Annotated in this window: 18 protein-coding genes; 10 read left to right on the forward strand and 8 right to left on the reverse strand. The window is 71.9% G+C overall.

All coding sequences use genetic code 11. The features are described 5' to 3' along the window. The first annotated feature begins 92 nt into the window (after window positions 1–92). Window positions 93–1,133, forward strand: coding sequence for a saccharopine dehydrogenase family protein (locus tag IG08_RS0112820; RefSeq protein ID WP_030600237.1), 1,041 nt, complete (start codon window positions 93–95; stop codon window positions 1,131–1,133). A 445-nt stretch (window positions 1,134–1,578) separates the two neighbouring features. Here the strand turns inward: IG08_RS0112820 and IG08_RS0112825 are convergent, their stop codons facing one another. Next, window positions 1,579–4,878: a S8 family peptidase gene (locus IG08_RS0112825; protein ID WP_030600239.1), complete on the reverse strand. Its 3,300-nt coding sequence runs from the start codon at window positions 4,876–4,878 to the stop codon at window positions 1,579–1,581. A gap of 166 nt (window positions 4,879–5,044) precedes the next feature. On the opposite strand from IG08_RS0112825, the gene IG08_RS0112830 reads away from it, so the two are divergent. The 4 genes from IG08_RS0112830 to IG08_RS0112845 all read left to right on the forward strand — a co-directional run bounded on the left by IG08_RS0112830 (window position 5,045) and on the right by IG08_RS0112845 (window position 8,254). Continuing rightward, a complete protein-coding gene (locus IG08_RS0112830; RefSeq protein ID WP_158812224.1) occupies window positions 5,045–5,488 on the forward strand; it encodes a hypothetical protein in 444 nt (147 codons plus the stop codon). A gap of 82 nt (window positions 5,489–5,570) precedes the next feature. Further along, window positions 5,571–6,239 carry a two-component system response regulator CseB gene (gene cseB, locus IG08_RS0112835; RefSeq protein ID WP_030600243.1) on the forward strand — a complete coding sequence of 223 codons (669 nt, stop codon included), beginning with the start codon at window positions 5,571–5,573 and terminating at the stop codon, window positions 6,237–6,239. Window positions 6,240–6,256: 17 nt separating this feature from the next. Continuing rightward, window positions 6,257–7,453 (forward strand): sensor histidine kinase, encoded by a 1,197-nt coding sequence (locus IG08_RS0112840; RefSeq protein ID WP_030600244.1) that lies wholly within the window; start codon window positions 6,257–6,259, stop codon window positions 7,451–7,453. Window positions 7,454–7,549: 96 nt separating this feature from the next. Then, window positions 7,550–8,254, forward strand: coding sequence for an NAD-dependent epimerase/dehydratase family protein (locus IG08_RS0112845; protein ID WP_052424649.1), 705 nt, complete (start codon window positions 7,550–7,552; stop codon window positions 8,252–8,254). On the opposite strand, the gene IG08_RS0112850 is transcribed toward IG08_RS0112845, so the two are convergent. Both IG08_RS0112850 and IG08_RS0112855 read right to left on the reverse strand, forming a co-directional pair. After that, window positions 8,251–8,694: a DUF5990 family protein gene (locus IG08_RS0112850; RefSeq protein ID WP_234342862.1), complete on the reverse strand. Its 444-nt coding sequence runs from the start codon at window positions 8,692–8,694 to the stop codon at window positions 8,251–8,253. The two genes, IG08_RS0112845 and IG08_RS0112850, sit on opposite strands and share 4 nt — an antisense overlap. A gap of 34 nt (window positions 8,695–8,728) precedes the next feature. After that, complete coding sequence (locus IG08_RS0112855; protein WP_030600250.1) at window positions 8,729–10,054, reverse strand: helix-turn-helix domain-containing protein; 1,326 nt, start codon at window positions 10,052–10,054, stop codon at window positions 8,729–8,731. 179 nt (window positions 10,055–10,233) lie between these two features. On the opposite strand from IG08_RS0112855, the gene IG08_RS0112860 reads away from it, so the two are divergent. Beyond that, on the forward strand, window positions 10,234–10,968 hold the full coding sequence (locus tag IG08_RS0112860) for a DUF4232 domain-containing protein (RefSeq protein WP_030600253.1): 735 nt from the start codon (window positions 10,234–10,236) through the stop codon (window positions 10,966–10,968). Window positions 10,969–11,205: 237 nt separating this feature from the next. Here IG08_RS0112860 and IG08_RS0112865 read toward each other — a convergent pair whose 3' ends face one another. The 5 genes from IG08_RS0112865 to IG08_RS0112890 form a co-directional block, all read right to left on the reverse strand. Then, window positions 11,206–12,690, reverse strand: coding sequence for an MFS transporter (locus tag IG08_RS0112865; protein WP_030600255.1), 1,485 nt, complete (start codon window positions 12,688–12,690; stop codon window positions 11,206–11,208). A gap of 121 nt (window positions 12,691–12,811) precedes the next feature. Continuing rightward, window positions 12,812–13,855, reverse strand: a complete 1,044-nt coding sequence (locus IG08_RS0112870) for a zinc-dependent alcohol dehydrogenase (protein ID WP_043454087.1) — start codon at window positions 13,853–13,855, stop codon at window positions 12,812–12,814. A 57-nt stretch (window positions 13,856–13,912) separates the two neighbouring features. After that, a complete protein-coding gene (locus IG08_RS0112875) occupies window positions 13,913–14,590 on the reverse strand; it encodes an SDR family NAD(P)-dependent oxidoreductase (protein ID WP_030600259.1) in 678 nt (225 codons plus the stop codon). A gap of 185 nt (window positions 14,591–14,775) precedes the next feature. Then, window positions 14,776–15,657 (reverse strand): hypothetical protein, encoded by an 882-nt coding sequence (locus tag IG08_RS0112880; protein ID WP_030600261.1) that lies wholly within the window; start codon window positions 15,655–15,657, stop codon window positions 14,776–14,778. Window positions 15,658–16,081: 424 nt separating this feature from the next. Beyond that, entirely contained in the window at window positions 16,082–18,886 is a 2,805-nt protein-coding gene (locus IG08_RS0112890) for a helix-turn-helix transcriptional regulator (protein WP_030600265.1), read from the reverse strand. Between the two features lie 319 nt (window positions 18,887–19,205). Here IG08_RS0112890 and IG08_RS0112895 point away from each other — a divergent pair, with 319 nt between their 5' ends. From IG08_RS0112895 to IG08_RS0112910, 4 genes are all read left to right on the forward strand, one after another. Next, complete coding sequence (locus IG08_RS0112895) at window positions 19,206–21,647, forward strand: LuxR C-terminal-related transcriptional regulator (protein ID WP_030600266.1); 2,442 nt, start codon at window positions 19,206–19,208, stop codon at window positions 21,645–21,647. Window positions 21,648–21,759: 112 nt separating this feature from the next. After that, a complete protein-coding gene (locus IG08_RS0112900; protein WP_043454090.1) occupies window positions 21,760–24,033 on the forward strand; it encodes an MMPL family transporter in 2,274 nt (757 codons plus the stop codon). Between the two features lie 171 nt (window positions 24,034–24,204). Beyond that, the gene (locus tag IG08_RS0112905) at window positions 24,205–25,407 is read left to right on the forward strand and encodes a sensor histidine kinase (protein ID WP_030600270.1); all 1,203 of its coding nucleotides are present in this window, start codon (window positions 24,205–24,207) and stop codon (window positions 25,405–25,407) included. Then, complete coding sequence (locus IG08_RS0112910; RefSeq protein WP_030600272.1) at window positions 25,404–26,084, forward strand: response regulator transcription factor; 681 nt, start codon at window positions 25,404–25,406, stop codon at window positions 26,082–26,084. Before IG08_RS0112905 ends, IG08_RS0112910 begins: the two co-directional genes overlap by 4 nt. Window positions 26,085–26,103: the final 19 nt, after the last annotated feature.

Here is a 26,103-nt window from a genome sequence, read left to right on the forward strand (position 1 = left end):
TGTACGAGGTGTGTCGTTCCGGACACTCACGGGAGGATGCCCGCCCTCGACAGGATGGTCGTGACGGATCAGTCGCAGACGGGGGAGAACCCATGGGATCGGGACAGACGGTTGCGGTGTTCGGCGCGTACGGGCACACCGGGCGCTTCGTGGTGGCACAGCTGCTGGATCGCGGGTTCGTCCCGGTCCTCTCCGGCCGTGACGCCGACAAGCTGCGGGCGATGGCGACGTCGACACCCGGACTCGACGCCCGGCCCGCGTCCGTCGACGATCCGGCCTCGCTCGACCGCGCACTGGCCGGAGCGGCGGCCGTGATCAACACCGCCGGGCCCTTCGCCACGACCGCCGCCCCCCTGATCGAGGCGGCCCTGCGCGCCGGGATCCCGTATGTGGACGTGGCGGCCGAGATCGAGGCCAACCTCGACACGTTCGCGCACTTCACGGACCGCGCCCGCGCCGCGGGAACGGTGGTCGTCCCCGCGATGGCCTTCTACGGCGGACTCGGCGACCTGCTGGCCACCGCGGCGATGGGTGACTGGGCGGAGGCCGACGAGGCCCACGTCGCCTACGGGCTGGACAGTTGGCACCCCACCGCCGGGACGCGCGCCGCGGGCGAGGTCTCCGGGTCCCGGCGGGGCGGCCGGCGCCTGCGCTACACGAACGGACGGCTGGAGCACCACGACGACGAACTGCCCACCGAGAAGTGGTCCTTCCCCGAGCCGATGGGCACCAGGGCCGTCCTCGGGGAGTTCACGATGGCCGACGTCGTCACCCTCCCCAGCCACCTGTCCATCCCCGAGGTGCGCACCTACATGACGACCGAGGCGGCCAGGGACCTGTCGGCCCCGGACACCCCGGCGCCGGCCACGGTCGACGAGCAGGGACGGTCCGCGCAGACCTTCCTCGTCGACGTCGTCGTACGCTCCGGCGACACCGAACGGCGCGCCGTGGCCAGGGGCCGGGACATCTACGCGGTCACCGCACCGCTCGCGGTGGAAGCGGTCCACCGCATCCTCACCGGGCAGACGAAGACGGTCGGTGTCGCCTCGGCCGGCGAGATCTTCGACGCCCTCGACTTCCTCCGGGCGCTGTCCCCGCACATCACCCTCGAACTGGAGCAGACAGCATCCTGATCGTGGTCCCGGGCCGGGTGGGGGCGCTGTGCCCCCACCCGGCCGTTGTCAGCCGATGGGGCAGGGCCCGGATCACCGTCTGGCTGAAGGTGTTGCCGGAGTGGTCCTCACCGCCGGCGCGCAGCGACGCCCATACCGCCGGCGCGCAGCGACGCCCATCCGCTGGCGGTGGAGGCCGCGGGGTGGGTCGGGACGGCCCGCCGGATGCGCCTCACCGACACCGTTCCGGTCGTTCCGACTGGGGCGACGTGCCAATCTGCCGCCTCCGGGTGCCTGCCCGACCTGAGCCCTCGCACCGGCGTTCACGCCGCGCCCGGGCCCGCGCCATTTCGGCATGGCCGCGTCGAGTCCGGCAGCGCATCTCGCTCAGGAAGGGGCGGTCTGCCGGAGGCCGCGCTTCCGACAGACCGACCCGGTCAGCGTCCCACTTCAGCGAGCCACGGCCTCACTTGCCGTAGTACGCGTTGTGGATCGTGATCGTCGATCCGTTGCCCTTCTTGTCGACGACCTTGGCGCGGAGGGAGATGCCCTTGCCCTTCGCCGGGTTCCTGACGGTGATCCTTCCGTTCCTGACGTCGGTCTTCTTCCAGGTCCTGCCGTCGTCGTACGACACGTACACCGACAGCGACTTGAGGCCCAGGCGCTTGGCCGCGCCTTCGACGGTGACCGGATAGGTGACCGTGCGGCCGGCCTCGACCCGGCTGTCCAGCCCCGTCTTCGCCTGGAAGCGGACCGTGGAGACGGGGAGTTCGGCCGGCAGGCCGGTGGACGGTGCCTCGGAGTGGAACGTCCAGCTCGCGTCGACCCGGGTGGATGCGGCCTGGACCTCGGCGCTCCGCCGGGCCGTGGTGGTGAGCCGGTACGCGGCCTCGCCCGCCGGGACCTTGAACGTCTTGTTGCCGGTGAGCGGGTCGGCGTTCGAGCCGACCTTCCTGCCGCCCCGGTACAGCGTCGTCCGCACCGAGGTCAGATCCGACCCCGCCGCGTGCCCCTTGCCGTCGGCGAAGAGCGGGAGCATGCCGTAGATCCCGTCGGTGCTGTGGAAGACACCGAACAGCTGGGAGACGACCCGCGGCGCGAACACCCCGGTGTTGAACGTCTGTTGGTAGGTCCTGCCCCCGGCGAGTTTCAGGTAGTCACCGGTGTCGGAGTGCGCGTCGGAGATCGGGTTGCCGTCGGAGTCCTTCTTCCCCGAGTACTGCTCGAAGTCGAAGTACCACTCGGCCCCTTCGCCGGTCGACAGGTACAGCGTGCGGGTGGCGGGCAGCTTCTGCTCGACCGGGGTGTGGAGGCCGTAGCCCGAGGACACGGCGACGGTCATGTCGAGGATGCCGGTCCTGCCGGGAGCCGAGGCGCCCAGACCTGCCTTCATCGTGGCGAACTCACTCGCCTTGTAGTGGTGGACGCGCGTCCCCGAGACCTTCTTCACCTCGGCCCCGCCGACGATGTCGTACTCGGCGCCGCTGCCCTTGTTCCACTGACCGGACCAGGTCTGGAAGAGACCGGAGGGCATCGCCGGGCCGACGTGCGCGAGCCGGATGTCGGAGAAGGAGGGCGTGACCATGTTGAACGCCACGTTCGCGGGCCGGTACTCGTACGCCACCATGGCGGTCAGCGACTTGGCCCGGGCGTCCGGCACGGTGATGTCGGCCGACCTGGTCCTGTTCAGGTCGAGCGTGATCGTCGTGTCCTTGGTGACGTTCAGCACGGGCTGGGTCAGCCAGTCGACGCCGCCCTCGGTCGAGTCGGGGTCCTTCATGCTGAACGAGTCCAGGATGTACCCGCCCTTGGGGACGCGGAAGGTGACGGTGTTCGCGGTGGTCTGGCTCGTGTAGCCGCCGCTGCCGCGGACGGTCGAGGCCAGGGTGGTGAAGTGGGTCGGGGTCTGTCCGGGGCGGTTGATGAACTTGACGGTGACGTCGTACATCTCCGTCTCCCGCAGGACGCCCACCGCGCCGCGGACGATCGTGCCGTCGCCCGTGGCGGTCACGTACGCCGAGTACGTGCCGTCGAGCTTTCCACCCAGCTTGGTGTTCACGGTGACGTCGACGGACGCCTTGCCGCCGGCCGGGACGGTGACCGTCTTCGCGCCGAGGGTGAAGAAGCCCGCCGGGGCCGCCTGGCCGCCGGGGTTGCTGCCCTTGGCCGACAGGGCCAGCGTGACGTCCTTCTTGCCGAGGTTGCGGTACGTCAGTTTCCTGGTGACCGGGGTGTCGTCGGTGTGCGGCCACCGCTGGGCCGGGAAGTCCACCGAGGACGGCTCGGCGACCACGGTCTGGCCGATGGCCTTGTCGACCTGGATGCGGCCCGAACCCTGTTCGAGCGGCGCGTAGTCGCCGCCCTTGGCCGAGCCCACGAGGGCCGCCTTGAGCTCGGCGTACGTCCAGTCCGGGTGCTCCTGCTTGAGGATGGCGGCGGCTCCCGCGACATGCGGGGTCGCCATCGACGTACCGGAGATCGTCAGGTAGCCGGCCGGCTTCTCGCCGACCTCCTTGACGAGTTCGCTGCCCGGGGCCGCGGCCGCGGTGATGTCCACGCCGGGCGCGGTCACGTCCGGCTTGAGGGCGCCGTCGGCGGTCGGGCCGGTGCTGGAGAAGCTCGCGAGCCTGTCCTTGCCGTCGACGGCGCCGACGGTGAGCGCGTCGGCCGCGCTGCCGGGGGAGTCGATGGTCTGGGGGCCGTCCTCGCCCTCGTTGCCGGCGGCTATCGCGAAGAGGATGCCCTTGGTCTCGGAGAGCTTGTTCACCTCGGCTTCGAGCGGGTCGATTCCCGGGGTGTCGGTGGCGCCGAGGCTCAGGTTGACGATGTCGGCGCCCTGCTGGGCGGCCCACTCCATGCCCGCGAGGATGGTCGAGTCGTCGCCACCACCGGAGTCGTCCAGGACCTTGCCGTTGAGGATCTGCGCGCCGGGCGCGACGCCCTTGTACTTGCCCCCGGACTTGGCGCCGGTGCCCGCCACGATGGATGCGACGTGAGTGCCGTGGCCGAAGTGGTCGAGGGTGGTGGCGGACTTGGTGAAGTTCTTGGACGCGATCACCTGGGTCCTGAGGTCCGGGTGGTCGGTGTCGACACCGGTGTCCAGGACGGCGACCTTGACGCCCTTGCCGGTGTAGCCCTTCGCCCAGGCCGTGGGCGCGCCGATCTGCGGCACGGACTTGTCGAGGCTGGCCTTGCGGACGCCGTCGAGCCAGACGTGGGCGATGCCCGAGGCGAGGGTGTCGCCGTCGGTGACGGCGTCCCACAGTGCGGGCGTTTCCTTCTTGGGCGTCCGGAGTGCGTCCGCGTTGAGGGACCTGAGGGCCTGGCGGAGCGTTCCCGTGTCCCGGACGTCGGACTTCGCGGTGTTCGCCGTGCCCTTGTAGCCGACGATGACCTTCAGGCCGTTCTTCTGGACCTTGCGGGTGGCCGCCTTGTCGAGCTCGGTGATGTCGAAGAGCCGCTGGTCGAGCCTGCCGCTCGCGATCATCCGGGCCGCGTCCGTCGGAACGACGAGGGTGTGGCCGTCGAACCTGCGGATCTGCACGGGGATCCGCTCGCGCCCCTTGGCGCGTTCCATGCCGACGACCCGGCCCTTGACGTCGACGATGACGCGGTCACCGGTGATGAGGGTGATGCTGTGCTTGCCGGTGGCTTCCGCGCTCTTGACGGCGGTGGGCACGGGCGTCGCCTGTGCCGGGCCGGTCAGCCCCGTGGCGAGGGCCGCCACGGCCGTCGTCGCGACCGTGGCCGCACATGCTGTTCTCACGCTGCTGCGCAAAGTTTCCCCCAGTGCTGGAGTGCCGGGTGGCAGTGACCGGAGCGACGGTAGGAACGCGGATGCACAGCTGTTCGTCGGCTGTACGGCAACGACGTATCGATGTCGATGACGCTTCGATGGGCAGCTGTTACAAGGGCAGGCCAGGCTTCGGGGCGTGCCGAGTCGTCGATTCCTGCCGTGTGTCGTGCTGGCCGCCTGCCTGACCGGGTGCGGCGGGCCGGCCACCGGTGTCCGGGTCGAGGGTCCGGCGGCGACGGCGATCCCCTGGGCGGGGCCGGCGTACGTGTCGGACCAGTACGGGCGGGCCTGGCAGCGCCCCACGACGATCGAGCTGACCGAGCTCGTCTTCCTGGACCGGTTGACGTGGCGGGACTGGGGCGCCCCCCGGACCGTGGCCACCGGTGAGGCGTCCTGTGGAACCTCCTGCTCCGACTGGCGGCCCCGGAGCTACCGGGTCCGCGTCGTCCTGAGCGGCCGGGTGCGGCGCGCCTCCGTGGCGTACTACGGCGAAGTGACCGTCACTCCCGTCCATCCCCCCGCACCGGGCTGGGCGACAGGCTTCGACAGCGCGCAGAGCCTGAACCTGCCGGACACCTGACGACGTCACGGTCCCCACGGACCTCACGGTCCCCACGGACCTCACGGACCTCACGGGAAGACGACCGTCGGAGAGGAGACCCATGCACGACGTTCTGCTGGTCGAGGACGACGAGTTGATCCGGGAGGCCACGCGGCTCACCTTGGAAGAGCGCGGCTACCAGGTGCGGACCGCGGCGGACGGCCTGACCGGGCTCGCGCTGTTCCGGGAACGTCACCCGGACGTGGCCGTCCTCGACATCATGCTGCCCGGCCTGAACGGGGTGAGCCTGGCCGGCCGTATCCGCGAGGAGTCGGGGGTGCCCGTGCTGCTGATCTCGGCCCGCAACGATCCGGTGGACGTGGTGATGGGCCTGGAGGCGGGCGCCGACGACTACGTCACCAAGCCCTTCGACGGCCCCGTCCTGGTGGCCCGCATCCGCTCCCTGCTGCGCCGCGCGGCCCACGCCGACCAGCCGGAGGAGGGTCCGCGGCTGCGCTTCGGGGACCTGGTCTTCTGCCCGGCGTCCCTGACCGTGCACCGGGACGGAAAGCCGCTCGCGCTGACCACGACGGAGCTGAGACTGCTGAGCGAGTTCGCCGCCTCGCCGGGGACCGTGCTCTCCCGGGACCTGCTCCTGGAGCGGGTCTGGGACTACGCCTGGTCCGGTGACACCCGGGTGGTGGACGTCCATGTGCAGCGACTGCGCACCAAGATCGGCCGGGAGCGGATCGAGACGGTACGCGGCTTCGGCTACAAGCTGCGCCAGTGAGACGGCCCGCCGTGAACCTGAACGTGGGTGCGAAGGTCGCCCTGGCCGTCGCCGCCGCGGCCGTGTGCGTGGCGGGTGCGATCGGTGTGCTGGTGCACCGGATCACCGCCGTCGACCAACTGGCCACCGCCCGCTCCGGCCTGGACACGGAGCTGATGGGCGCCGCCGCCGACCACGCCGTAGGACGCCCTTCGTCCGCCCGGCTCGACCCCTCCGACCTGCCCGGCCCGGTGGCCCGGGCCGTGCGCGACGACGTCCGCGTGACCTACCTGGACGGCGGCGGTGGGCATCCGACGCTATGGGCGGCGACCCGTATCTCGGACCGGAAGGTGCTCGCCCTCTCCCGTTCGTACGACCCCGAGGAACGGTCCCTGGCCGCGCTCGACCGGACGCTGCTCGCCACGGGCGCGACCGCCACCGTGCTGGTGTCCGTGACGGGACTGCTGCTGGGCGTGCGGATGGGCCGCCGGGCGACAGCCGCCGCGCGTACGGCGGAACGCATCGCCGAGGGCGACCTCGACGCCCGGGTCCGTCCGGACGGCCGTGACGAGATCGCCCGGCTCGCCGCCGCCGTCGACGCCATGGCGGACGCGCTCGGGGCCCGCCTGGAAGCGGAGCGCCGGGTGACCGCCGACATCGCGCACGAGCTGCGCACACCGGTCGCGGGCCTGTCGACCGCGGTCGGCCTGCTGCCGCCCGGCCGGGCCACGGAGCTGGTGGCGGGCGGCGTGCGGAAGCTGCGCGCGCTGGTCGAGGACGTACTGGAAGTGGCCCGGCTGGACTCCGAGTCGGCGGCGGTGGACACCGAACAGCGCGAGGTGAGCGCGATGGCGAGGCGTGCGGTCGCCGGCCTCGACGACGTACGGGTACGAGTGACCGCGGACGTGGTCGTGGCGACCGACCCGCGTCGCGTCGAACGCGTCCTGGCCAACCTGGCCGCCAACGCCCTGCGGCACGGCGCCCCGCCCGTGGAGCTGGAGGTCGACGGCCCGGTCGTCCGGGTCCGCGACCACGGCCCCGGCTTCCCGCCCGACCTGCTCGCCGTCCTGCACACCTCCGGCCCTCAGCGCTTCCGCACGGGCTCCCCGACCGGCGGCACCGGCCTGGGCCTGACCATCGTGACAGGCCAGGCCCGTCTGCTCGGCGCCCGCCTGACCTTCCGCAACCATCCGGACGGGGGCGCGGAGACGGAGTTGCTGCTGCCGACGGAGTGATCCGGACTTCAGCCGGTGCGGGGCATCTCCGCGGCCGGGACGGGCCGCCGTTGCCCTAACGTCGTTCCCCGGGCCGAGCAACCCTTGGGAGCAGCGATGCGCGTGATCATCTTCGGAGCGACCGGCATGACGGGGCAGGCGGCACTGCGCGCCTGTGTCGAGGACCCCGGCGTCGACGAGATCCTGGTCGTGGGCCGAACCCCGCTGCCCCGGCGCGACGCGAAGGTCCGGGAGGTCGTCCACCAGGACTTCACCGACTTCACGGCCGTCCAGGCGGAGCTCGAGGGCTTCGACGCCTGCTTCTTCTGCCTCGGCGTCTCCTCGGCCGGACTGAGCGAGGAGCAGTACACGCGGATCACGTACGACTGCACCCTGGCCGCCGCCCGCGCGGTCGGCGCAAACAATCCCGACCTGACCTTCACCTACGTGTCCGGGGACGGCACCGACAGCACCGAGGCGGGCCGCGTCATGTGGGCCAGGGTCAAGGGCCGCACGGAGAACGCGCTGCTGGCGATGCCGTTCCACGCGTACGTGTTCCGGGCCGGGTACATCCAGCCGCGGGGCGGCATCGTCTCCAGGACCCCCTCCTACCGTCGGCTCTACCGCCTCACCTCATGGCTCTACCCAGTGCTGCGCAGGCTGGCCCCCGGCCATGTGACGACGACCGAGCACCTGGGCCGCGCGATGATCGCCGTCGTGGCGCTCCGGGGCGGCAGCCCCACGGTGCTCTCCAACCGCGACATCAACCGGCTCGGCGAGCCTGCCGCGGACCCGGGCACGCCGGGGGCGGACAGGCCCTAGCCGACCGGTTCGGCGGTCCAGGTGATGTGCGGGGGCTCGACTCGTGCGCACAGGGGGCTGCCGTCGTGGTCGGTCAGGCCGAGGCGTCCGACCAGCAGGCCGTCGCGTGCGGCGGCGGCGAGCGTGTCCGCGGGGATGACGTCGAGCATGAGCTTGGCGCGGCGGAACATGGTGAAGCGGCCCGAGTCGTCGACCGTGCCCCACGACAGGTAGATGAACCGGCGGCCCAGACGGTCCTGCACATACGGGCCCTTCACCTCGACGCCGGCCGGTGAGGCGGTCGCGGTGCACTCCAGCGTCCATGTCGCGGACGCGGCGTCGCCGGGCTGTGGGTCGAGGAGTTCGGCCGGACGGTCGCGGCGTTGCACGGCGACATGGATGCCGGCGTGCGAGGGGCCGGTGCGGCCGGGCAGGTCGACGGCGTCGATACGGATACGCATACCGGCCATCATCCGCTGCCTCCCCGCCGGGCACTCAGCCGGGAACGTTGGGCTCGTACTCGTTCCGCGACCACTCGGAGGCACCGAGCGGGTAGTCGTACGTGGGCCGTCCCACGTTCCCGCTCGTCCGGAAGGGGTTGCCGTTGTCGTCCACGCGTATGGTGCCCTGCCGGTCACCGCTGGACCACTCCAGCTCCAGGTACCAGCTCACGTTGTGCGCCCGCGCGTCCGCGAAGACGTAGAAGACCTCGGGATCCGACTCGCTCACCTTGTACGGGAAGTCATGCTGACCGGACCTGGGGGAGACCGCGGGCCGCCCGGCGTCGAGGTCCACGTCGAAGGCCGCCGTCTCCACGCCGCCACCGCACCCGACACCCATCGTGAAGTCGTTCCAGGCGAGCGGCGCGCTCTTCTCCACCACCCGCACATGCAGGTCCTCCAGGACGACGGTGGCCTTCCCGGTGCCCTGCACGGTCAGCGCGAGCATCTGCTGCCCGCCGGTGACCCCGCCGAGCGCGGTCATCCACCCGCGCGCGTCCGGCTCGGTCGGCGGCGGAGGCACCCGCTCGGGGTCCCGGTCGATCAGGACGTGCGGGCCGCACGGGTCTTCCCACTTGTACGGATTGACGGCGACCGTGGGCGCGCTCGCCCCGTCCTCGACACCGCCGCCCTGGGCCGCTCCGGCCCCGGCGCTGCGGGACGCGGAGGAGGACGCCGTAGGGATGCCGCTGGGTGAGGTGGACGGAGAGGCGGAACTGCCCTTCGCGTCGGCCGACTTGGAGCCGCTGGGACTGTCGTCGACGGACGGGGCGGCGGCCCCCACGGACTGCTTCCCGCTCTGGTCGTCATCGCCCTTGCCGGGCACGAGATTCACCACGAGCGCGGCCGACACGAGGGCGGCGGCCACGGCGGCCCCGGCGAGGACGACGGTACGCCGCCGCGCCACGGGAGCCTCCGCCACGGGCTGCGGCTCGACTTCGAGAACGGCCTCGGCGGCAGGTTCGGGCCCCGTCACCCCCGTCTCCGCCCCTGCCGGCGGCCCCATCTCCGGCCCCATCTCCGGCCCCGCCTCCGGCCCCGCCTTCTGCCCCCGCCGGGCATCCGCGAGGACCCACCGCCGATGCAGTTCCACCAGTTCCTCGGGCGTCGCCCTGCACACCCGCGCGAACCGCTCCACGGGCGCGTAGTCCGTCGGTACGGCGTCCCCGTTGACGTACCGGTGAAGCGTGGACGCACTCGTGTGCAGCCGCTTCCCGAGCACCCCGTAACTGAGCCCGGACCGCTCCTTCAACCGGCCCAGAAGCTCCGAGAACTCGTCCCCCGCCACCATTTCTCCCTCTCCCACGTCCCGGACCCGCATTCCAGGGGGAGGTCGTTCCCCCAGGTCAGAGCTGTTGCAGGCATTCCGGCGTCCCGGATACTCCGGCAGTCGTGGCGGCCGGGACGGATCACCGCACAAGCTTTGGCCATCCAAGCACGCCGCTCCCGGTACCCGGTCGAGCGGCCCATGCCAACTTCCTTACGCACCAGGGGGATCACATGTCCACACGCACCCACCGCACCCTCCGCACCCGCATGCTCGTCGCCGCCGCGGTCACGGCCGCCACGCTGACACTGGCGGCATGCAACAACGGAGAGGGCGTCCACGACGAGGGGGCATCGGCGTCCGCGGCCTCCACGGCCTCCACCACGCCTTCTCCCAAGGCGAGTGGGGGAACGTCCACCGGGACGGGACAGACCGACCCGGCGAACTCGACCTCCGAAGGCTCGACAGGCGGCGCGGCCGGTTCGAGCGGCACGACGGGCTCGTCGGGTTCCACGGGCTCGTCGGGTTCCACGGGCTCGGAGGACTCGGCGTCCGCCTCCACCCCCTGCGCCGACACCTCCACCCGGACGACCGCCACGGAGGTCTCCCGCCCCCTGAACCACCTCCTCCTCACCGTCACCAACACCGGCTCGAAGAACTGCGACCTCACCGGCTACCCGGCCGTCCGATTCGGCGAGGCCCAGTCCGTCCCGCCGGCCTTCGAGGACTCCAAGCCGCAGGCGGTGGTCACCCTGGCCCCCGGCGAGTCGGGCTATGCGAGCGTCCTTCTCGCGGCGGCGGACGGCAGCGGATCCAACGGCTACACGGCCAAGTCCCTCGAGGTCTACTTCGACACGGGCGCGAGCGCCGCCGCCCACCCGTCGCTCCCCGCGAAGGGCGTGTACGTCGACGACTCGATCGGCGTCTCGTACTGGCAGTCGACCATGGCCGACGCCCTGACCTGGTGACCCACCGACCCACCGACTCACCGACTCACCGACTCACCGACTCACCGACTCACCGACTCACCGACTCACCGACTCACCGATTCACCGAGCTCGGGAGGCGACGGCGCCTGGGCGGCCGCATGGCTGTGGGTGAACGACCACGGCTCGCACCGCCGCGTGGCAGAACGCGTCGCGTCGTCGTTGACCGCGGTCGCCCGGGAGCCGTTCAGGAACGCCGGCACGGGTGTGTGCGGTGGCTCAGGCCCTCGCCCCGGCGACCTCCGCCGCGTCCGCCGGTCCGTCCGCGGTCGGCTCCTCCTGGGCGGCGGTGCGCCGGCCCGGGATGAAGGAGGCGAGGGCGAAGGCGAGGAGGGCCGCGCCCGCGCCGATGGCCATGACCACCTTGAAGCCGTTCTCGGACGGCAGCGCGCTGCCGCCGAAGTCGGTGGTCATCTGGGCGAGGATGACGCCGGCGAGGGCGCCGGCGAAGGAGGTGCCGAGGGACCGCATCAGGGTGTTGAGGCTGTTGGCGGCGGCCGTCTCGGAGGCGGGCACGGCGCTCATGATGAGGGAGGGCATGGCGCCGTAGCAGAAGCCGATGCCGCCGCCGATGGTGCAGGCGATCAGCGTGAAGTGCCAGAGCTCGGACATCAGCACGAGGCTCAGGCTGTAGCCGGCGGCCACGATGACGGCGCCGCACATCAGGGTGATCTTCGGGCCCTTGGCCTTGGTGAGGCGCGCCGACAGGGTGGACATGGTCATCATGACCAGGCCCTGCGGGGCCAGCACCAGGCCGACGGTGAGCATGGACCTGCCGAGGCCGTAGCCGGTGGCCTCGGGCAGCTGGAGCAGCTGCGGCAGGACCAGGGACATCGCGAACATCGAGAAGCCGATCGCCACCGAGGCGAGGTTGGTGAACAGCACCTGGCGGCGGGCGGTGGTCCGCAGGTCCACCAGTGGCTGGTCGGTGCGCAGTTCGTAGAGGCCCCAGGCCGGCAGGGCGAGGACCGCGGTGGCGAACAGGCCGAGCGTGCCGGCGCTGGTCCAACCCCAGTCGCCGCCCTTGGAGACGGCCAGCAGCAGGGAGATCAGGCCGACCGCCAGGCCGAAGGAGCCGACCAGGTCGAAGCGTCCGCCGGTACGGACCTCCGACTCGGGGACGAGGAGCAGGACGAGCGTGAGGGCCAAGGCGCCGAGGGCGGCCGAGGTCCAGAACAGCACGTGCCAGTCGAAGTTGTCGGCGATGAAGGCGGCGGAGGGAAGGCCGAGGGCACCGCCGACGCCGAGGGAGGCGCTCATCAGGGCGGTCGACCCGGCGAGCCGCTCGGCGGGCAGCACGTCACGCATGATGCTGATGCCGAGCGGGATGACACCGACGGCCAGGCCCTGCAGGGCGCGTCCGGTGATCACCGGGACCACGGAGTCGCTCAGCGCGCAGACGACCGAGCCGGTGATCAGCAGGACGACGCTGAACAGCAGCATGCGGCGTTTGCCGTGCATGTCACCGAGACGGCCGACGACGGGAGTGGCGACGGCGGCGGCGAGCAGGGTCGCGGTGACCGCCCAGGCGGTGTTCGACGCCGAGGCGTCGAGGAGCCGGGGCAGCTCGGGGACGATCGGGATGACGGTCGTCTGCATCAGCGCGGCGACGATCCCGGCGAAGGCCAGCACCGCCACCACGGCGTTCGACCTCGGCGGCGCGGAACGCCCGGCGTCGGAGGGTCGGGCAAGGGCGTCGGACATGGAACGGCCTCCGTCGAGGGGAACGTCGTGGTGAACGTCGTAGTGAACGTCGTAGTGAACGTCGTGGAAAACAAAGGGAGTTGAGGCGGCGGGATCCCCTGACGTCTCCCGCCGTGCTCGACTACTCGTCGAAGGTGACGACGACCTTCTCCGCGGCGCCCGGCGTCAGCGCGAGCTCGAAGGCGTGGCCGGCCTCGGCGAACGGCACGCGGTGGCTGATGAGTTCGGCGAAGCGCTCGTGGTGTTCCACGATCTCCGGGGTCACCTCGAAGATCTCCGTGGGGTAGCCCTGCGAGGCGATGAGGGTCAGTTCGCTGCGGAGCATGCCGCCCAGGTCGATGTCCGAGCCCTTCTTCTGTACGGCGACCATGACCAGCTTGGCCTTCCACTTCGCGGAGTCCACGGCGGCCTGGAAGACGGCGGGGGCGCCGGCGGCGTCGATGTAGATGTCGGTACCGGCGCGGGGCTGGCCGAGCGCGTTGGCGGCCTGGCCGTGCAGTTCGGTGAGGCGCTCCGTGACGTTCTCCTTCGCCGAGTTGATGACGGCGTCGGCGCCGACGGCGAGGGCGGTCTCCAGGCGCTCGGGGATGATGTCGACGACCACGACGTGCTCGACCCCGCGCAGCTTGAGCCAGATCGCGGCGCCCAGGCCGATGGGCCCGGCACCGAACACCACGACCTTGTCGTCGGGCTTGGCCTCGGAGCGGTTGACGCAGTGCCGGGCGACCGCCATCGGCTCGTTCAGCGCGGCGACGTCGAAGGGCACGGTGTCCGGAAACACCGCGACGCTTCTGCCCACGACGGCGTCCTCGACGAGCAGGTACTCGCTCATGCCGCCGAACTTCCCGCCACAGCCGATGATCCCGGTCGGGGCGTCCTGCGGGTTGACGACCACACGGTCGCCGACCTTCAAGTCGGCGATGTCGGCGCCCACTTCGACGATCTCGCCGGCCGGCTCGTGGCCCAGGGCCACCGGAACCAGTTCGCCGCCCGCGTGGGCGCGGGCCGGCATGCCGCCCATGTGCAGGAAGGTGACGTCGGTGCCGCAGATGCCGCAGGAGCGGATCTTCACCAGGACGTCCTTCGGTCCCGGCGCGGGCAGCTCGACGTCCACCACGTCGACCTTGCCGACGCCACCGGTCTGGACGGACTTCATCGTGGCCATGGAAAAGACTCTCTTTCCGAATTACGAAGTTTCTGGAGGACTGCGGGAGTTGGTGCGTCAGGCCGCGGACCAGCCCTCGTCGACGGGCAGGACGGTGCCGTTGAGGTGGGCGGCCGCGTCGGAGGCGAGGAACACGATGGCCGCGGCCTGCTCCACGGCGGTGGCGACCCGGGCGGGGGCGATGGCGTTGGTACGGATGCCGACGCCGGGGTAGGTCGCGGCGAGTGACCTCACCAGGCCGAGGACGCCGTGCCGGGAGGCGGTCGAGGCGGCCCCGCCGATGCTGCCGCGCGGTCCGGCCCCGACCGCGGTGAAGACGATCGAGCCGCGCCCCTCGGCCATCATGTGCGGCAGTACGGCGCGGGTCAGCAGGAACGGTGCCGTCAGATTGACCTCGAGGACGCGGTACCACTCGGCGTCGCCGGTCTCGCTGACGACCGACATCCGGTCCATGATCGCGGCGTTGTGCACGAGGACGTCCACGCCCCCGAAGACTTCCACGGCGGTGTCGACGACCTGGTCCACGACCTGCTGGTCGCTGAGGTCGCCGACGACCGCGAGAGCGGTGCCGCCCACGTCCGCGACGGCCTTGACGGTCTCGTCGGCACCCGCCCGTCTCAGGTCCGCGACCAGTACGTACGCCCCCTCGCGGGCGAACCGTACGGCCGTGGCCCGGCCGACGTCGGACCCGGCGCCGGTGACGACGACGCTGCGCTCGTGAAGACCGTTGCTCATGGTGGGGGCTCCTGTTCGGCCGGCTGTGTCCGCCTCGGGCCCGGTGGCGGGACGGGGAGTCGTCCGGCCACCGGGCCGAAGGGAGCGCCGTTCCCCGTCCCCACGGGATGCGGCGCGGCGGGGGGCGCCTCCGCTCAAGGCGCCCCCGGTCTCAGGGGGTTGGTCGCTACGGTCCGGAGGCCGACTCAGCCGAGCTGGATCTGGTCCGTGCCGTGGCCGATGTGCGCGACGACGAGTCCGGCGGCCGACACCTCGGCGTACTCGGCGGTGTGGTGGCGGAAGCTCTTTCCGGCGTTGGGGCCGCGCCGCGCCTCGACCGTCCACCGCAGCTCGTGGAAGAAGAACCAGTCGTCGAAGTGCTGGTGGACGACGTCGATCGAGCGGACGGAGTACTCCTCGTAGAAGGCGTCGAGGCGGGCCCGCAGGTCGTCCTTGGTGTGCATCTCGGGCAGGGTCCCGGAATGCGACACGTAGTCCCGCACGCCGCCCTGGATCTCGGGGTGGGCCTTCTCGACGATCGTGTCGATGTCGCCCTTGCGGTACGCGTCGAGCAGGGTCGCGTGCACTCCGGCCACGGCGTACCGGCTGGCCAGGAACCCGTCGGCCTCGTCTCCCGGCATGCTGTCCTGCTGGGTCTTGCCCCAGAACAGCTCCCCGGTGATGCCCTCGGAGCCCATCGTCGGGAAGATCACGACGACCGGCCGCTCGCTCTCCGCACCGGTCGCCTTCTCGCGCCCGCGCCCGCGGCCGCTGACGAAGGTGTACCAGGAGCCGTTGATCTCCGCGACAGGACGGATCGCGACCACGGCGGCGTACCGGTGCATGCCGCGGTAGGACGCCGCGATCTCGTCGAACGTGGTGACGATGCGCTGGGTCGGGAGCTCCTTGCCCTCCTCGATGGAGGGGCTGACGGTGTACGCGTAGGGGCCGCTCGGTGCCAGCGTCGCCAGGATGTCGTCGATGATGTCGACGTACTCGGCCCTGACGTGCTTCCACGCGGTCTCCGAGGACTGCACCTGGAGATCCGACGCGACGAGCAGGTCCGCGACCTTGGCCCGGTCCTTCATGATCTTCCTTTCTGAGGGGCGGGGCGCCCCGGGGGTGTGGGGGATGAGGGGGGTTGGTCCGCGCGAGGAGCCGTACGTCACCGGAAGCAGGGCAGAGCTCCGCTCCGGGGGTGAACTCCCCGGCGGGTCGAAGAGTGTGCAGAGGTTGGTCGATGGGCGGATCAGGTCCGCGAGCCATCGAGTCGACGACGGCGATGACGCTGACGTCGACGGGCTGGTCGCCGGCGTCGTGGACGTCGCGCCGGGGCCGATTCAGTCCGAGGGTGAGCCGCTACGGCTCGTTCGGCGCTGAGTGGGGGGTCGTGCCGTACCTCCGTGCTGGTGTGCTGTGGACGTGCTGTGAGGCGGAGGGGCGCCTCTGCGGACATCCTGGTGGAGTAGTCCACTTGGTCCGAGGGCACGGCCGCTTCCCGGGGGGAATCCCTCACGAACGCGGGAGGAGCCCCGCGAGTCGGCCTTCCATCGCGGCCAGGGCCAGGTCCAGCCGTGAGCGGCAGCCGGTCTTCGCGAACACCTGGGTGAGGTTGTTCTCGACGGTCTTCTCACTCACCTGGAGTTCCCGCGCGATCTGCCGGTTGGTCAGGCCCCGCCCCACCAGGGCGGTGATGCGCCCTTCCAGGCCGGAGAGGGCGGCGGGGTACTTGCCACCCCTGTCGTCGCGGGTCGTCAGGGTCACACCGGTCGCCCGCATCGACTCCGTGATCGCCGTCCGATGGAGGCTGTCGCCGAGGCTCCGGGCGATGCCGTAGGCCTCCTGGTGCCAGGGGAGCGGGTCTTCGGCCAGCAACGCGACGGTCATGCACGCCCGCAGCAGATCGCTCCGCCCGCCGTGCTCGCGCAGGACGTCCACGGCTGTGTGCGCGCTGGCGACGTCGCGTTCGGCGAAGGCGCGGATGATGAGCGTGGCCGCCCGCAGCCCCGTTCCGCCCAGTCGGGCGTACCACTGTTCCGACCGCTCACGCAGCTGGGGCAACAGCACCTGGCGACCGCCCTGCCCCCACTGGGCGAACGCGAGCCGGACGAGCAGCCGGCCGACGCCCACCGCGCTTCCCTCGCCGGCCTGTTCCATCGGCTCTTCGCAGAAGGCCCGGCCCAGTTCCCGGCAGCGCTCCCCGTCCCCGGTCCGGTAGGCGAGGCCCATGGCGGCCCAGACGCGCAGTGCGGGGAACGGGCAGTCGTCCCCGGCCAGTTCCAGCCATGCGGCGCTCCGCTCGAAGTCGCCCATGGTCGAGTGCACCTCCGCGGCGACCAGGCGGACGGCGTGGTGGACGGGGGTGTGGGGCGGGCCCGCGAGTTCGAGTGCGCGGGCCTCGGACGGGATGCCGGCCCAGTTCCCGTCCCGGTAGTCCCGCATGATGCGGGCGTGGGCCGCCAGCGGGCCGGTGACGGGTTCGCCGTAGTCCGCGGCCCCGAGCACCTGCCGGAAGAGCGCCACCGGATCGAAGCGGTCGCCGTCGGGGGAACCGCCCGCGGAAGAGCCGCGGACGCGGAGACACCTGAAGGCGGACTCGACCTCGCCCGCCCGGAGCGGTTCCCGTCCGGTGAACCAGCGGGCGGCGAACTCCAGCGCGCCCCCCACTGTTTCACCGGCCAGAGCCTCGCACACCGGGCCCGGCACCGGACGCCCGGTGTGCACGGCAGCCAGCGCCGCGTACGCCGCCAGTTCCTGCGCCCGCGGCCGACCGTCACCGCCGGCATACGGCCCTTCGGCGCGCGCCGCGTACGCCGCGAGTTCCTGCGTCCGCGGCCGATCGTCGCCGCTGGCACCGGGCCCTTCGGCGCGTACCCCTTCCTCGCGCACCCCCTCCGCCACAGCCTCGGCGAGCCCCTCGTAGTCCCCCGTCCGCACCAGCAGCGGCAGCAGGGCGGCCAGGGCGCGTGAGTGGGGCGGGTCACCGGGCTCGCAGTGCCGCAGGGCGGCGCGGTACCAGCGGGCGGCCGTGGTGGGGCACGTCGGGAGCGCCCGTGCGGCCTCGCGTTCCAGGAGCGGTACGAGGGAGGGCGTGGCCGGCAGCGCGGAGCCGGCGAGCGCGATGTGCTCGGCCGCGGCCATCGGGTCCGGCGACGGTGTGCGGTCGCCGCGCAGCAGGTGTTCGGCGAGCGCGCGGTGCACCTCGGCCGCCTCGTCCCGGCCCGTGCCGGGCAGTACGGCGGGGACCAGCGCGGGGCAGTGGATGCGCAGGACGCCGTAGTCGTCGCAGACCAGCGCACCGACGGCGACGAGGCGGTCCACGATGCGGCCGCAGGCGGCGAGTTCGTGGCCGGTGGCCGCCGCGAAGTCCGGGAGGTCGTCCATGGCGAGGCGGCCCGCCGAGGCGGTCAGCGCGAGCAGCTGCCTGCCGGTGTCACCGCACTCCGCGACCCTCCGCACCAGGGCGTGGCCGACGGGCAGTGCCGGCTCGGTCGCGGGGTCGCTCAGGCACAGGTGGCCCTGGAACCGTACGAGGCCGCCTTCGCGGAGCATCGCCTCGAAGGTGTCGAGAACAGTGCCCGGGTTTCCGGCCGGCGGGCCAAGCGCGGCGCGCAGCGCGGGTGCCACGGCCTCGTCCAGCGGCTCGCGCGCGGCGTCGGCCAGCAGGGCGTCGATCCAGTGGTCCGGCAGGGGGCCGAGGTCGACGACGCGATCCGCGAAGCTGCTCAGCGAACCCGAACCCGAACCCGGACTCGGACCCGGCCCCGACCCTGGTCCCGAACTCGACCCCGACCCCGACCCCGATCCCCAACCGGTCCGCCCGCTGCCCCACCCGTCCTCGCGATACGTCGCCACGACCGTGCAGCCGACGCGCTGGGCGGCGGCCACCATCAGCGCGGGATCGGGGGCGGCGTGCACGTCGTCGATCAGCACGGTGCCGGGAGCGCTCCCGCCGAGGTGTGCGAAAAGCCGTACCAGTTCGGTGAAGAGGGCGGCTCGCGCGCGGGCCGAGCCGTAACTCTCCGGTCGGCACAGCCGGTTCACCGCGGCCATCGCGTCGGCCGGCGGGGAATCCCCGAGGTCGGGAAAGGAATTCCGGAACGCTTTCAGCACCGCACACGCGCCGAACAGGTCCCACCGTGGAATGGCGGCGGAACAGCGAATCCGTACGATCCTGGGGCAGCGGGTGCGCCAGGTGCGGTGGACTTCCTTCAGCAGGGTTGTTTTCCCCATACCGGACTGTCCGCGGACGAGGAGCAGCACCGCGCGCCCGGACACCTCGTCGACGGCCGACAGTTCGGCCTCTCTGCCGTACACGGCTCGGCCCCCTTCCCTTCGCTCCTCGCTGCACAAGGACGCGGCCGGTTAGCATCTGGTTGACCCCGTGACCCAGCGAGGATTCATGCACACAGGGCATAGCCTCCCGCCTTACGAACGCGTCGCCGTCGAAACGCTGACAGCGGTCCACACGGCCGGATCCCCGAAACTCGTCGTGGTGAGCGGTCCTTCCGCCATCGAACTCGGGGCCGTTCTCGATGAATTGTCGTCATCCGACAGGAGTTTCCGGGAGGAGGCCATCGGCGCGCCCCCGGAAACGGTGCGCATTTCCTTCGGTGATTCTTCACGCAAAATTCCCGTGCTCGACAGGTTGTTCCGACGCGCGGGCGCCGGTGCCCGCGAGAAACGGCCGACGGTCCTGGTGCTCAGGCATCTCCAGCACCTGTCCCCGGACGAACTGTTCCTGCTGGAGGACGTGATTCGGCAGCTGGACGGGACGGACACGCGCTGCGTGTGCACCGTCACGCTGCCCGTGCCCCGGGCGTCCCGCGCCGCGTTCACCGAGGTGTTCGACCGGCTGCGGCAGGACGGTCTGGTCCACCACGTGAACCTGCGCCCGCTGTCGCCGCGCCGGCTCGGCGCCGTGATCACCGCCGAGATGGAGGCCAGGGCCGAGCCGGCGCTGGTCGACTGGCTGTGGAGCCTCACCCGGGGCTGGCCCGCCGCGGCCCGCGCGGTGCTCCGGACCGCCCGGGACCAGGGCCACGTGAGGGTGGTCGACCGGCACGCCCAACTAGTGAGCGGCGGCTCCGGACGCTGTCCGTCCGGCATCGGCGAACTGGTGCTGCCCGTCCGGGAGTCGGACGGCCCGGTCTGGGAGGCCGCCAAGGCGGTGGCCGTCCTCGGCCCGCTCGGCGAGGCCGTGCCACGGCTCACGGCCGAGACCCTCTCCGTCACCGAGCGGGAAGCCCGGGACCTGCTCGCGCGGCTGGCGGACGCGGGCGTACTGCGCTATCGCCGGTCGGACTCCGCCTGGGTGTACCGGCTGCCGCTGGCCGGGGCCGCCGTCGGGGTGTCGCTCGGCCCCTACGAGCGGCGGAGCCTGGCCCGGATCGCCGTGTCCGCGCTGTGGCAGGGCACCGCGCGCTGCGCCGATCCCTCCTACCTTCCCGAGCAGCTCGCGGCCGCGGGGCGGCTGGTGGACCCCGAGCGCGCGAGGACCGAACTGCGGGCCGCCGCCGAGCGGTTGGCGCACCAGGGCGGCGACGCGTACGACGACCACCGCGCCGTACGGTGGCTGCGAGTGGCCGCCGATCTGACCACGGACCCGGTGGAGCGGCCCCGCCTGCTGCTGGAGCACGCCCAGATCTGTCTGGCGCAGGGCAGGGCCGAGGAGGGTCTGCACTCCTTGCGGCTCGTACTGCGGGCCCACCGCGATCACCTGCGCCCGCACCAGTTGCTCGACGTCTGCTTCGCGCACATGGCCGCCCTGTACCGGGCCGGCGAACTCACCGCCCTCGAAAAGATCGCGGCCGACGGCACGCTTCAGCACCACGGCCCGGCCGGGCCGTTGGAGCGTGCCCTCACCCGCGGGTGCGCCCTGTTGCTGCTCGGCCGCTGGCGTGAGGTCCGTGAGGTGCTGGCGGCGGTCCGGCGGGACGACAGGAGCGGGCTGGTCGAGTGGAAGGCCGAATTCCTGGCCGCCACCGCGGAGTTGTGGCTGGGCGTCGCGGACGGGACGGACCGCAGCAGGGCCACCCTGCCCGCCCGTCACCGTGCGGGAGAGGCGACGGCCGCCGAGGTGCACTCGCGGGTCGGCGAGCTGCTGACGCTGGGTGAGATCCGCCGAGCCGAACAACTCCTCGCCGACACGGGGCGAAGTCCCGGGCAACTGGGCCTGCCCAGCCGGATGCTCATCGCACTCCACCGGGGGCGTCCGCGGGAGGCGATGGACCTGGCGCGCAGGAGTGCCGTCACCGGCGTGCACACCTGCGACGCCGTCCAGAGCGCGATGTACCACCACGCGGCGGTCCAGCTGGTGTGCGGCGGCAGGCTCACGCGCGCGAGCGAACTCCTCGCGCTGGCCCGGGCCAGGCAGCCGATGCTGCCTCATCTGCTCGATTCCGCACAGGCGTTGTGCGACCTGGTCCACGGAGATGCCGAACAGGCGCGGTCGCTGCTGCGGGCGGCCGTGCGTCGCGCCGAGTCGGACGGTGTGGTGGCGGGGACCGACCTGCTGTGGCTGCGGGTGGCCGATGCCGCGATGCACGTCGGCCGGTCGGAGGTCCTCGAAGAGTGCCTGGCGAAGGTCGAGGTGGTCGCCCGCAGACTGGGCACCGAGCGGGCCGAGATGACCCGCCTCGTCCTGCACGCGGCCGTGCACAACGACCAGGGCGCCGCGCGGGCGGCAAGGCGACTGGCCCGGCAGCGGCAGCAGCCGCTGGAGGAGAGCGCCGTACTGGCTCACCTGATCCGCTACGGCATGGGCGATCCGGCGATGATGCGGGACACGTACGCCATGCTCGGCGAACTCGACGCGCTGATGCCCCGGTTCTGGCTGCGTTCCCTCATGCGCACGCACGGAGTGGCGGTGCCGGGGCGGCAGACGACCGCGGCGGAGAACGAGCGCCTGCTCGCCGTACTCGTCTCCGAGGGCCTCACCAACAGGCAGATCGCCAAGATCCTCCGCACCAGCGAGAAGAGCGTCGAGGGACGCCTGTCGAGACTCTTCTCCCGCACGGGCCACGGCTCACGCGTCGAACTCGCCATGGCGATGCTCACCGGCCGACTCCGCTGGTGAGCACGTCTACTGCGCATGCAGTAGCGGCGTACCGGCGGCCACACGAAGACGGGCGGGGGCCGGGCGGACAGCCTGGAAGGGTTCCCCGAGTTCGGATGTGGAGACCCTTCCTGTGGCTGTCTTTCTTGATCGACTGGGCCGGCTGGCCTTCCGGAGGCGCCGGCGCGTCCTCTTGATGTGGGTGGTGGCGCTCGTCGCCGCGGGAACGGCGTCGGTCCTGGCGCCGGCCGCACCGGACGGCTCCTACTCGATGCCGGGGACGGAGTCGCAGCGGGCGTTCGACCTGATCGAGCAGCGCTTCCCGGGCGTGAGCGTCGGCGGCAGCGCCGAGGGTGCGAGCGCGAAGGTCGTGTTCGTGGCGCCCGACGGGCAGAAGGTGACCGACCAGCGGAACCGGTCGGTCATCGGTGAGGTCGTGGGCCGGGTCGGCAAGGTCGATCAGGTCGTCCGGGCGGCCGATCCGTTCCAGGCGGACGCGGTGAGCGGGGACGGGTCGACGGCGTATGCGACGGTCACGTTCGAGGTGAAGGCGAAGGACGTCAGCGACGCCGCGAAGCAGGCGCTGGAAAAGGCCGTCGAAGAGGGCCGGGACGCGGGGCTGACGGTCGAGGTCGGCGGTTCCGTCCTGGCCTCCCAACCCTCGGGCGGCGTGACCGAGTTGGTCGGCGTCGTGGTGGCCGCCGTCGTCCTGCTGATCACGTTCGCCTCGCTTGCCGCGGCCGGGCTGCCGCTGCTGACCGCGCTCATCGGTGTCGGGATCGGCACCGCGACCATCCTCGCCCTGAGCAGTGCGCTGGGACTGTCCAGCGCCACCAGCACGCTGGCGCTGATGCTGGGGCTGGCCGTCGGAATCGACTACGCGATGTTCATCGTCTCCCGCTACCGGGAGGAACGCGCCCGGGGCCTCGCCCCGGAGGGCGCGGCGGGCGTGGCCGTGGGCACGGCCGGGTCGTCGGTGGTGTTCGCGGGCCTGACCGTCGTGATCGGTCTGGCCGGGCTGTCGGTCGTGGGCATCCCGACGCTGACCCAGATGGGACTGGCCGCGGCCGGCACCGTGGCCCTGTCGGTGCTGGTCGCGGTGACCCTGATCCCGGCCATGCTCGGCGTCTTTCCCCGCGCCGTCCTGGCGCGCTCGGCACGCCGGGCCGCACGCGCCGATGCGCGTCCTGTTCCCGGCCGGCCGAACATGGGCAGCCGGTGGGCCGGCCTGGTCGTCCGCCGGTCGCTGCCCGTGCTGCTGGTGGCGGTGGCGGCCCTGGGCGTGATCGCCCTGCCCGCAGCGAAGTTGCACCTGGGGACGGCGGGTGACGAGTCCAAGCCGACCTCGACCACCGAGCGCCGCGCGTACGACGACCTGGCCAAGGGCTTCGGCCCCGGCTTCAACGGTCCGCTGACCATCGTCGTGGACGCCAAGTCGGCGAAGGACCCCAAGGCCGCCGTGAAAGCGACTGCCCGGGAGATCGGCGCCGTCGACGGGGTCGTGTCCGTCTCGGCGGCGAGCTTCAACAAGGCGGGAGACACGGCGATCTTCACCGCCACACCGACCACCGCCCCCGACGACGAGCGGACCATCGACCTGATCCACACCCTGCGCGGCGACCGCCCGGCGATCGAGAAGGCCACCGACGCGACGTTCATGGTCAGCGGGAGCACGGCGGGCAACATCGACAGTGACCAGAAGGTCCAGGGCGCCCTGGTGCCCTACCTCGGGCTCGTGGTGGGCCTGGCGTTCCTGCTCCTGCTGATCGTGTTCCGCTCGGTGCTGGTTCCGCTCAAGGCGGCCCTGGGATTCCTGCTGTCGGTGCTCGCGGCCCTGGGTGCGGTCGTCGTCGTCTTCCAGTGGGGATGGCTCGCCGGCCTGCTGGGTGTGGACCAGACCGGCCCGGTCATGAACACCATGCCGATCGTCATGGTCGGTATCGTCTTCGGCCTCGCCATGGACTACGAGGTCTTCCTCGTCACCCGCATCCGGGAAGCCCACCTCCAGGGAGAACGTCCGGGCCAGGCGATCGTCTCCGGCTTCCGCCACAGTGCCCGAGTGGTGGTCGCCGCCGCCGTGATCATGATCTCGGTGTTCTCCGGGTTCATCGGGGTCGGTGAAACGCTGATCAAGATGATCGGGTTCGGTATGGCCATCGCCGTGCTGTTCGACGCGTTCGTCGTACGGATGACGATCGTGCCCGCCGTCCTCGCGCTGCTGGGCGAGCGCGCCTGGACGATGCCCCACTGGCTGGAGCGGATAGTGCCCCACGTCGACGTCGAGGGCCACGCCCTGACCCGCGACACGGTCGGCACGGCCGACACGGCCGACACGGCCGAAACCGCCGAACCGACCGACACCGCGACGGCTGACGAGGCGGAGCGACGGGACGTCCCTGTCCGCTGAGCGGCCTAGGGGAAGTCGGGTGCGCGACCGGCCCCCCACCGGCCCCCGGCAGACGAACCGCATATCCGGCGGAGCGCTTGGTGGCAGCCTGAAGGGGCCGCCCCGCGAGCGCTCCGCCGGGCCGTCGGCCACCATGATCAGCACATCCGAGAGGAAGCACCAGGAAGCACGATGACCACCACCTGGCAGCACTACCCGCGCAACCATCCCCGCACGGTCGACTCCGCGGTGGCCCTGCTGCTGTTCGCCGTGGCCTTCCCCGGCAGCATGTACGGCGTCTCCGACATGGCCGCCCCTGCCCGGTGGTGGCCCTGCGTGCTGCTGGCCGGCCTCTCCTGCGCCGCGCTGCTGTGGCGCCGTACCCGCCCCCTCCCCGTGACTGCCGTCGCGGTCCTGTGTGCCGCCGGAATGGCCCTGGCCGGCTATGTGATGACCGCTCTGCTGCTGGCGCCCCTCATGGTCGCCCTGTACTCGCTGGCCGCGCACACCGCACGCACCATGACCTGGAACGTCACCCTCGCCGCCGTGGTCCTGGTCGCCGGCGCCGCCCTGATCGCCGAGCCCGCCGGGGACGCGCTGGCCCTCAACGTGATCGGCCCCGTCGCCTGGCTGCTGCTGCCGGCCGCCCTGGGCTCCACGGCCCGCTTCCGCAGGGCGTACCTGGAGTCGGTGCACGCCCGTGCCGAGTACGCCGAACGGACCCGGGAGGAGGAGGCCCGGCACCGCGTGGCCGAGGAACGCATGCGCATCGCCCGCGAACTCCACGACGTCTCCGCGCACCACCTCGCCCTGGCCAACGCCCAGGCCACCACCGCCGCTCTTCTCATCCGCAGCCACCCGGCCCAGGCCGAGAAGATGGTCAACGCCCTCGGTGACACGACCGCCGCGGCCCTGCGCGAGATGAAGGCCACCGTCGGACTCCTGCGCCGAAGCGACGCCTCCGAGGACTCGCTGCAGCCCGCCCCGGGCCTGGCCCAGCTCCCCGGCCTGGTCGCCGCGCACACGGCCGCCGGACTCACCGTCACCCTCACCACCCACGGCCTGCCGCAGCCGCTGTCCCCCGGAGCGGACCTCACCGCCTACCGCATCGTGCAGGAGGCGCTGGCCAACGTGGCGAAGCACGCACACACCAGCACCGCGGAAGTGGACCTCACCTACACCCACGACCGGCTGGCCATCACCATCACCGACCACGGAACCGGACCCGCCACCGCATCCGATTCCGAGAGCGGCTACGGCCTCATCGGCATGCGCGAACGCGCGCTGTCCATCGGCGGCCAACTCCGCGCCGGGCACCGCCCCACCGGCGGCTTCGAGGTCAGCACCGAACTCCCCCTCCACCCCTACGCGCCCGCCGAGGACAGCACCCCATGACCATCCGCGTCCTGCTCGCCGACGACCAGGCCCTGCTGCGCGAGACCTTCCGGATTCTCGTCGACTCCCGCCCCGACATGGAGGTGGTCGGCGAAGCCGCCGACGGCGACGAAGCGGTCGCCCTCACCCGCGCCCACCGCCCCGACATCGTCGTCATGGACATCCGAATGCCCGGCACCGACGGCCTGACCGCCACCGCCACGATCTGCGCCGACCCCGCCCTGTCGGGCACCCGCGTCCTCATCCTCACCACCTTCGAGACCGAGGAACACGTCGCCAAGGCCCTGCACGCCGGGGCCAGCGGCTTCCTGGGCAAGGACGTCGGCGCCGAGGGACTCGTCGCCGGCATCCGCACCGTCGTAGGCGGCGACGCCCTTCTCTCCCCCCAGGCCACCCGAAACCTCATCACCCGCTTCCTCACCGCCCCCCAGCCGGGCACCCACCCCGCGGCCCGGAAGAGCCTGGCCGATCTCACCGACCGCGAACGCGAAGTCATGGCCATGGCCGCCGAGGGACTCACCAACGCCGAGATCGCGGAGAGGCTGTACCTCAGCCCCCTGACCGTACGCACCCACATCCACCACGCCATGGCGAAACTCCACGCCCGCGACCGGGCCCAACTCGTCGTCATCGCCTACCAGACCGGCCTCGTCCAGCCGAACCCGCCGAGGCCCTGACCCGACACGACGAGGGCTG

The organism is Streptomyces fulvoviolaceus (assembly GCF_000718165.1).
Taxonomy (GTDB): domain Bacteria; phylum Actinomycetota; class Actinomycetes; order Streptomycetales; family Streptomycetaceae; genus Streptomyces; species Streptomyces fulvoviolaceus.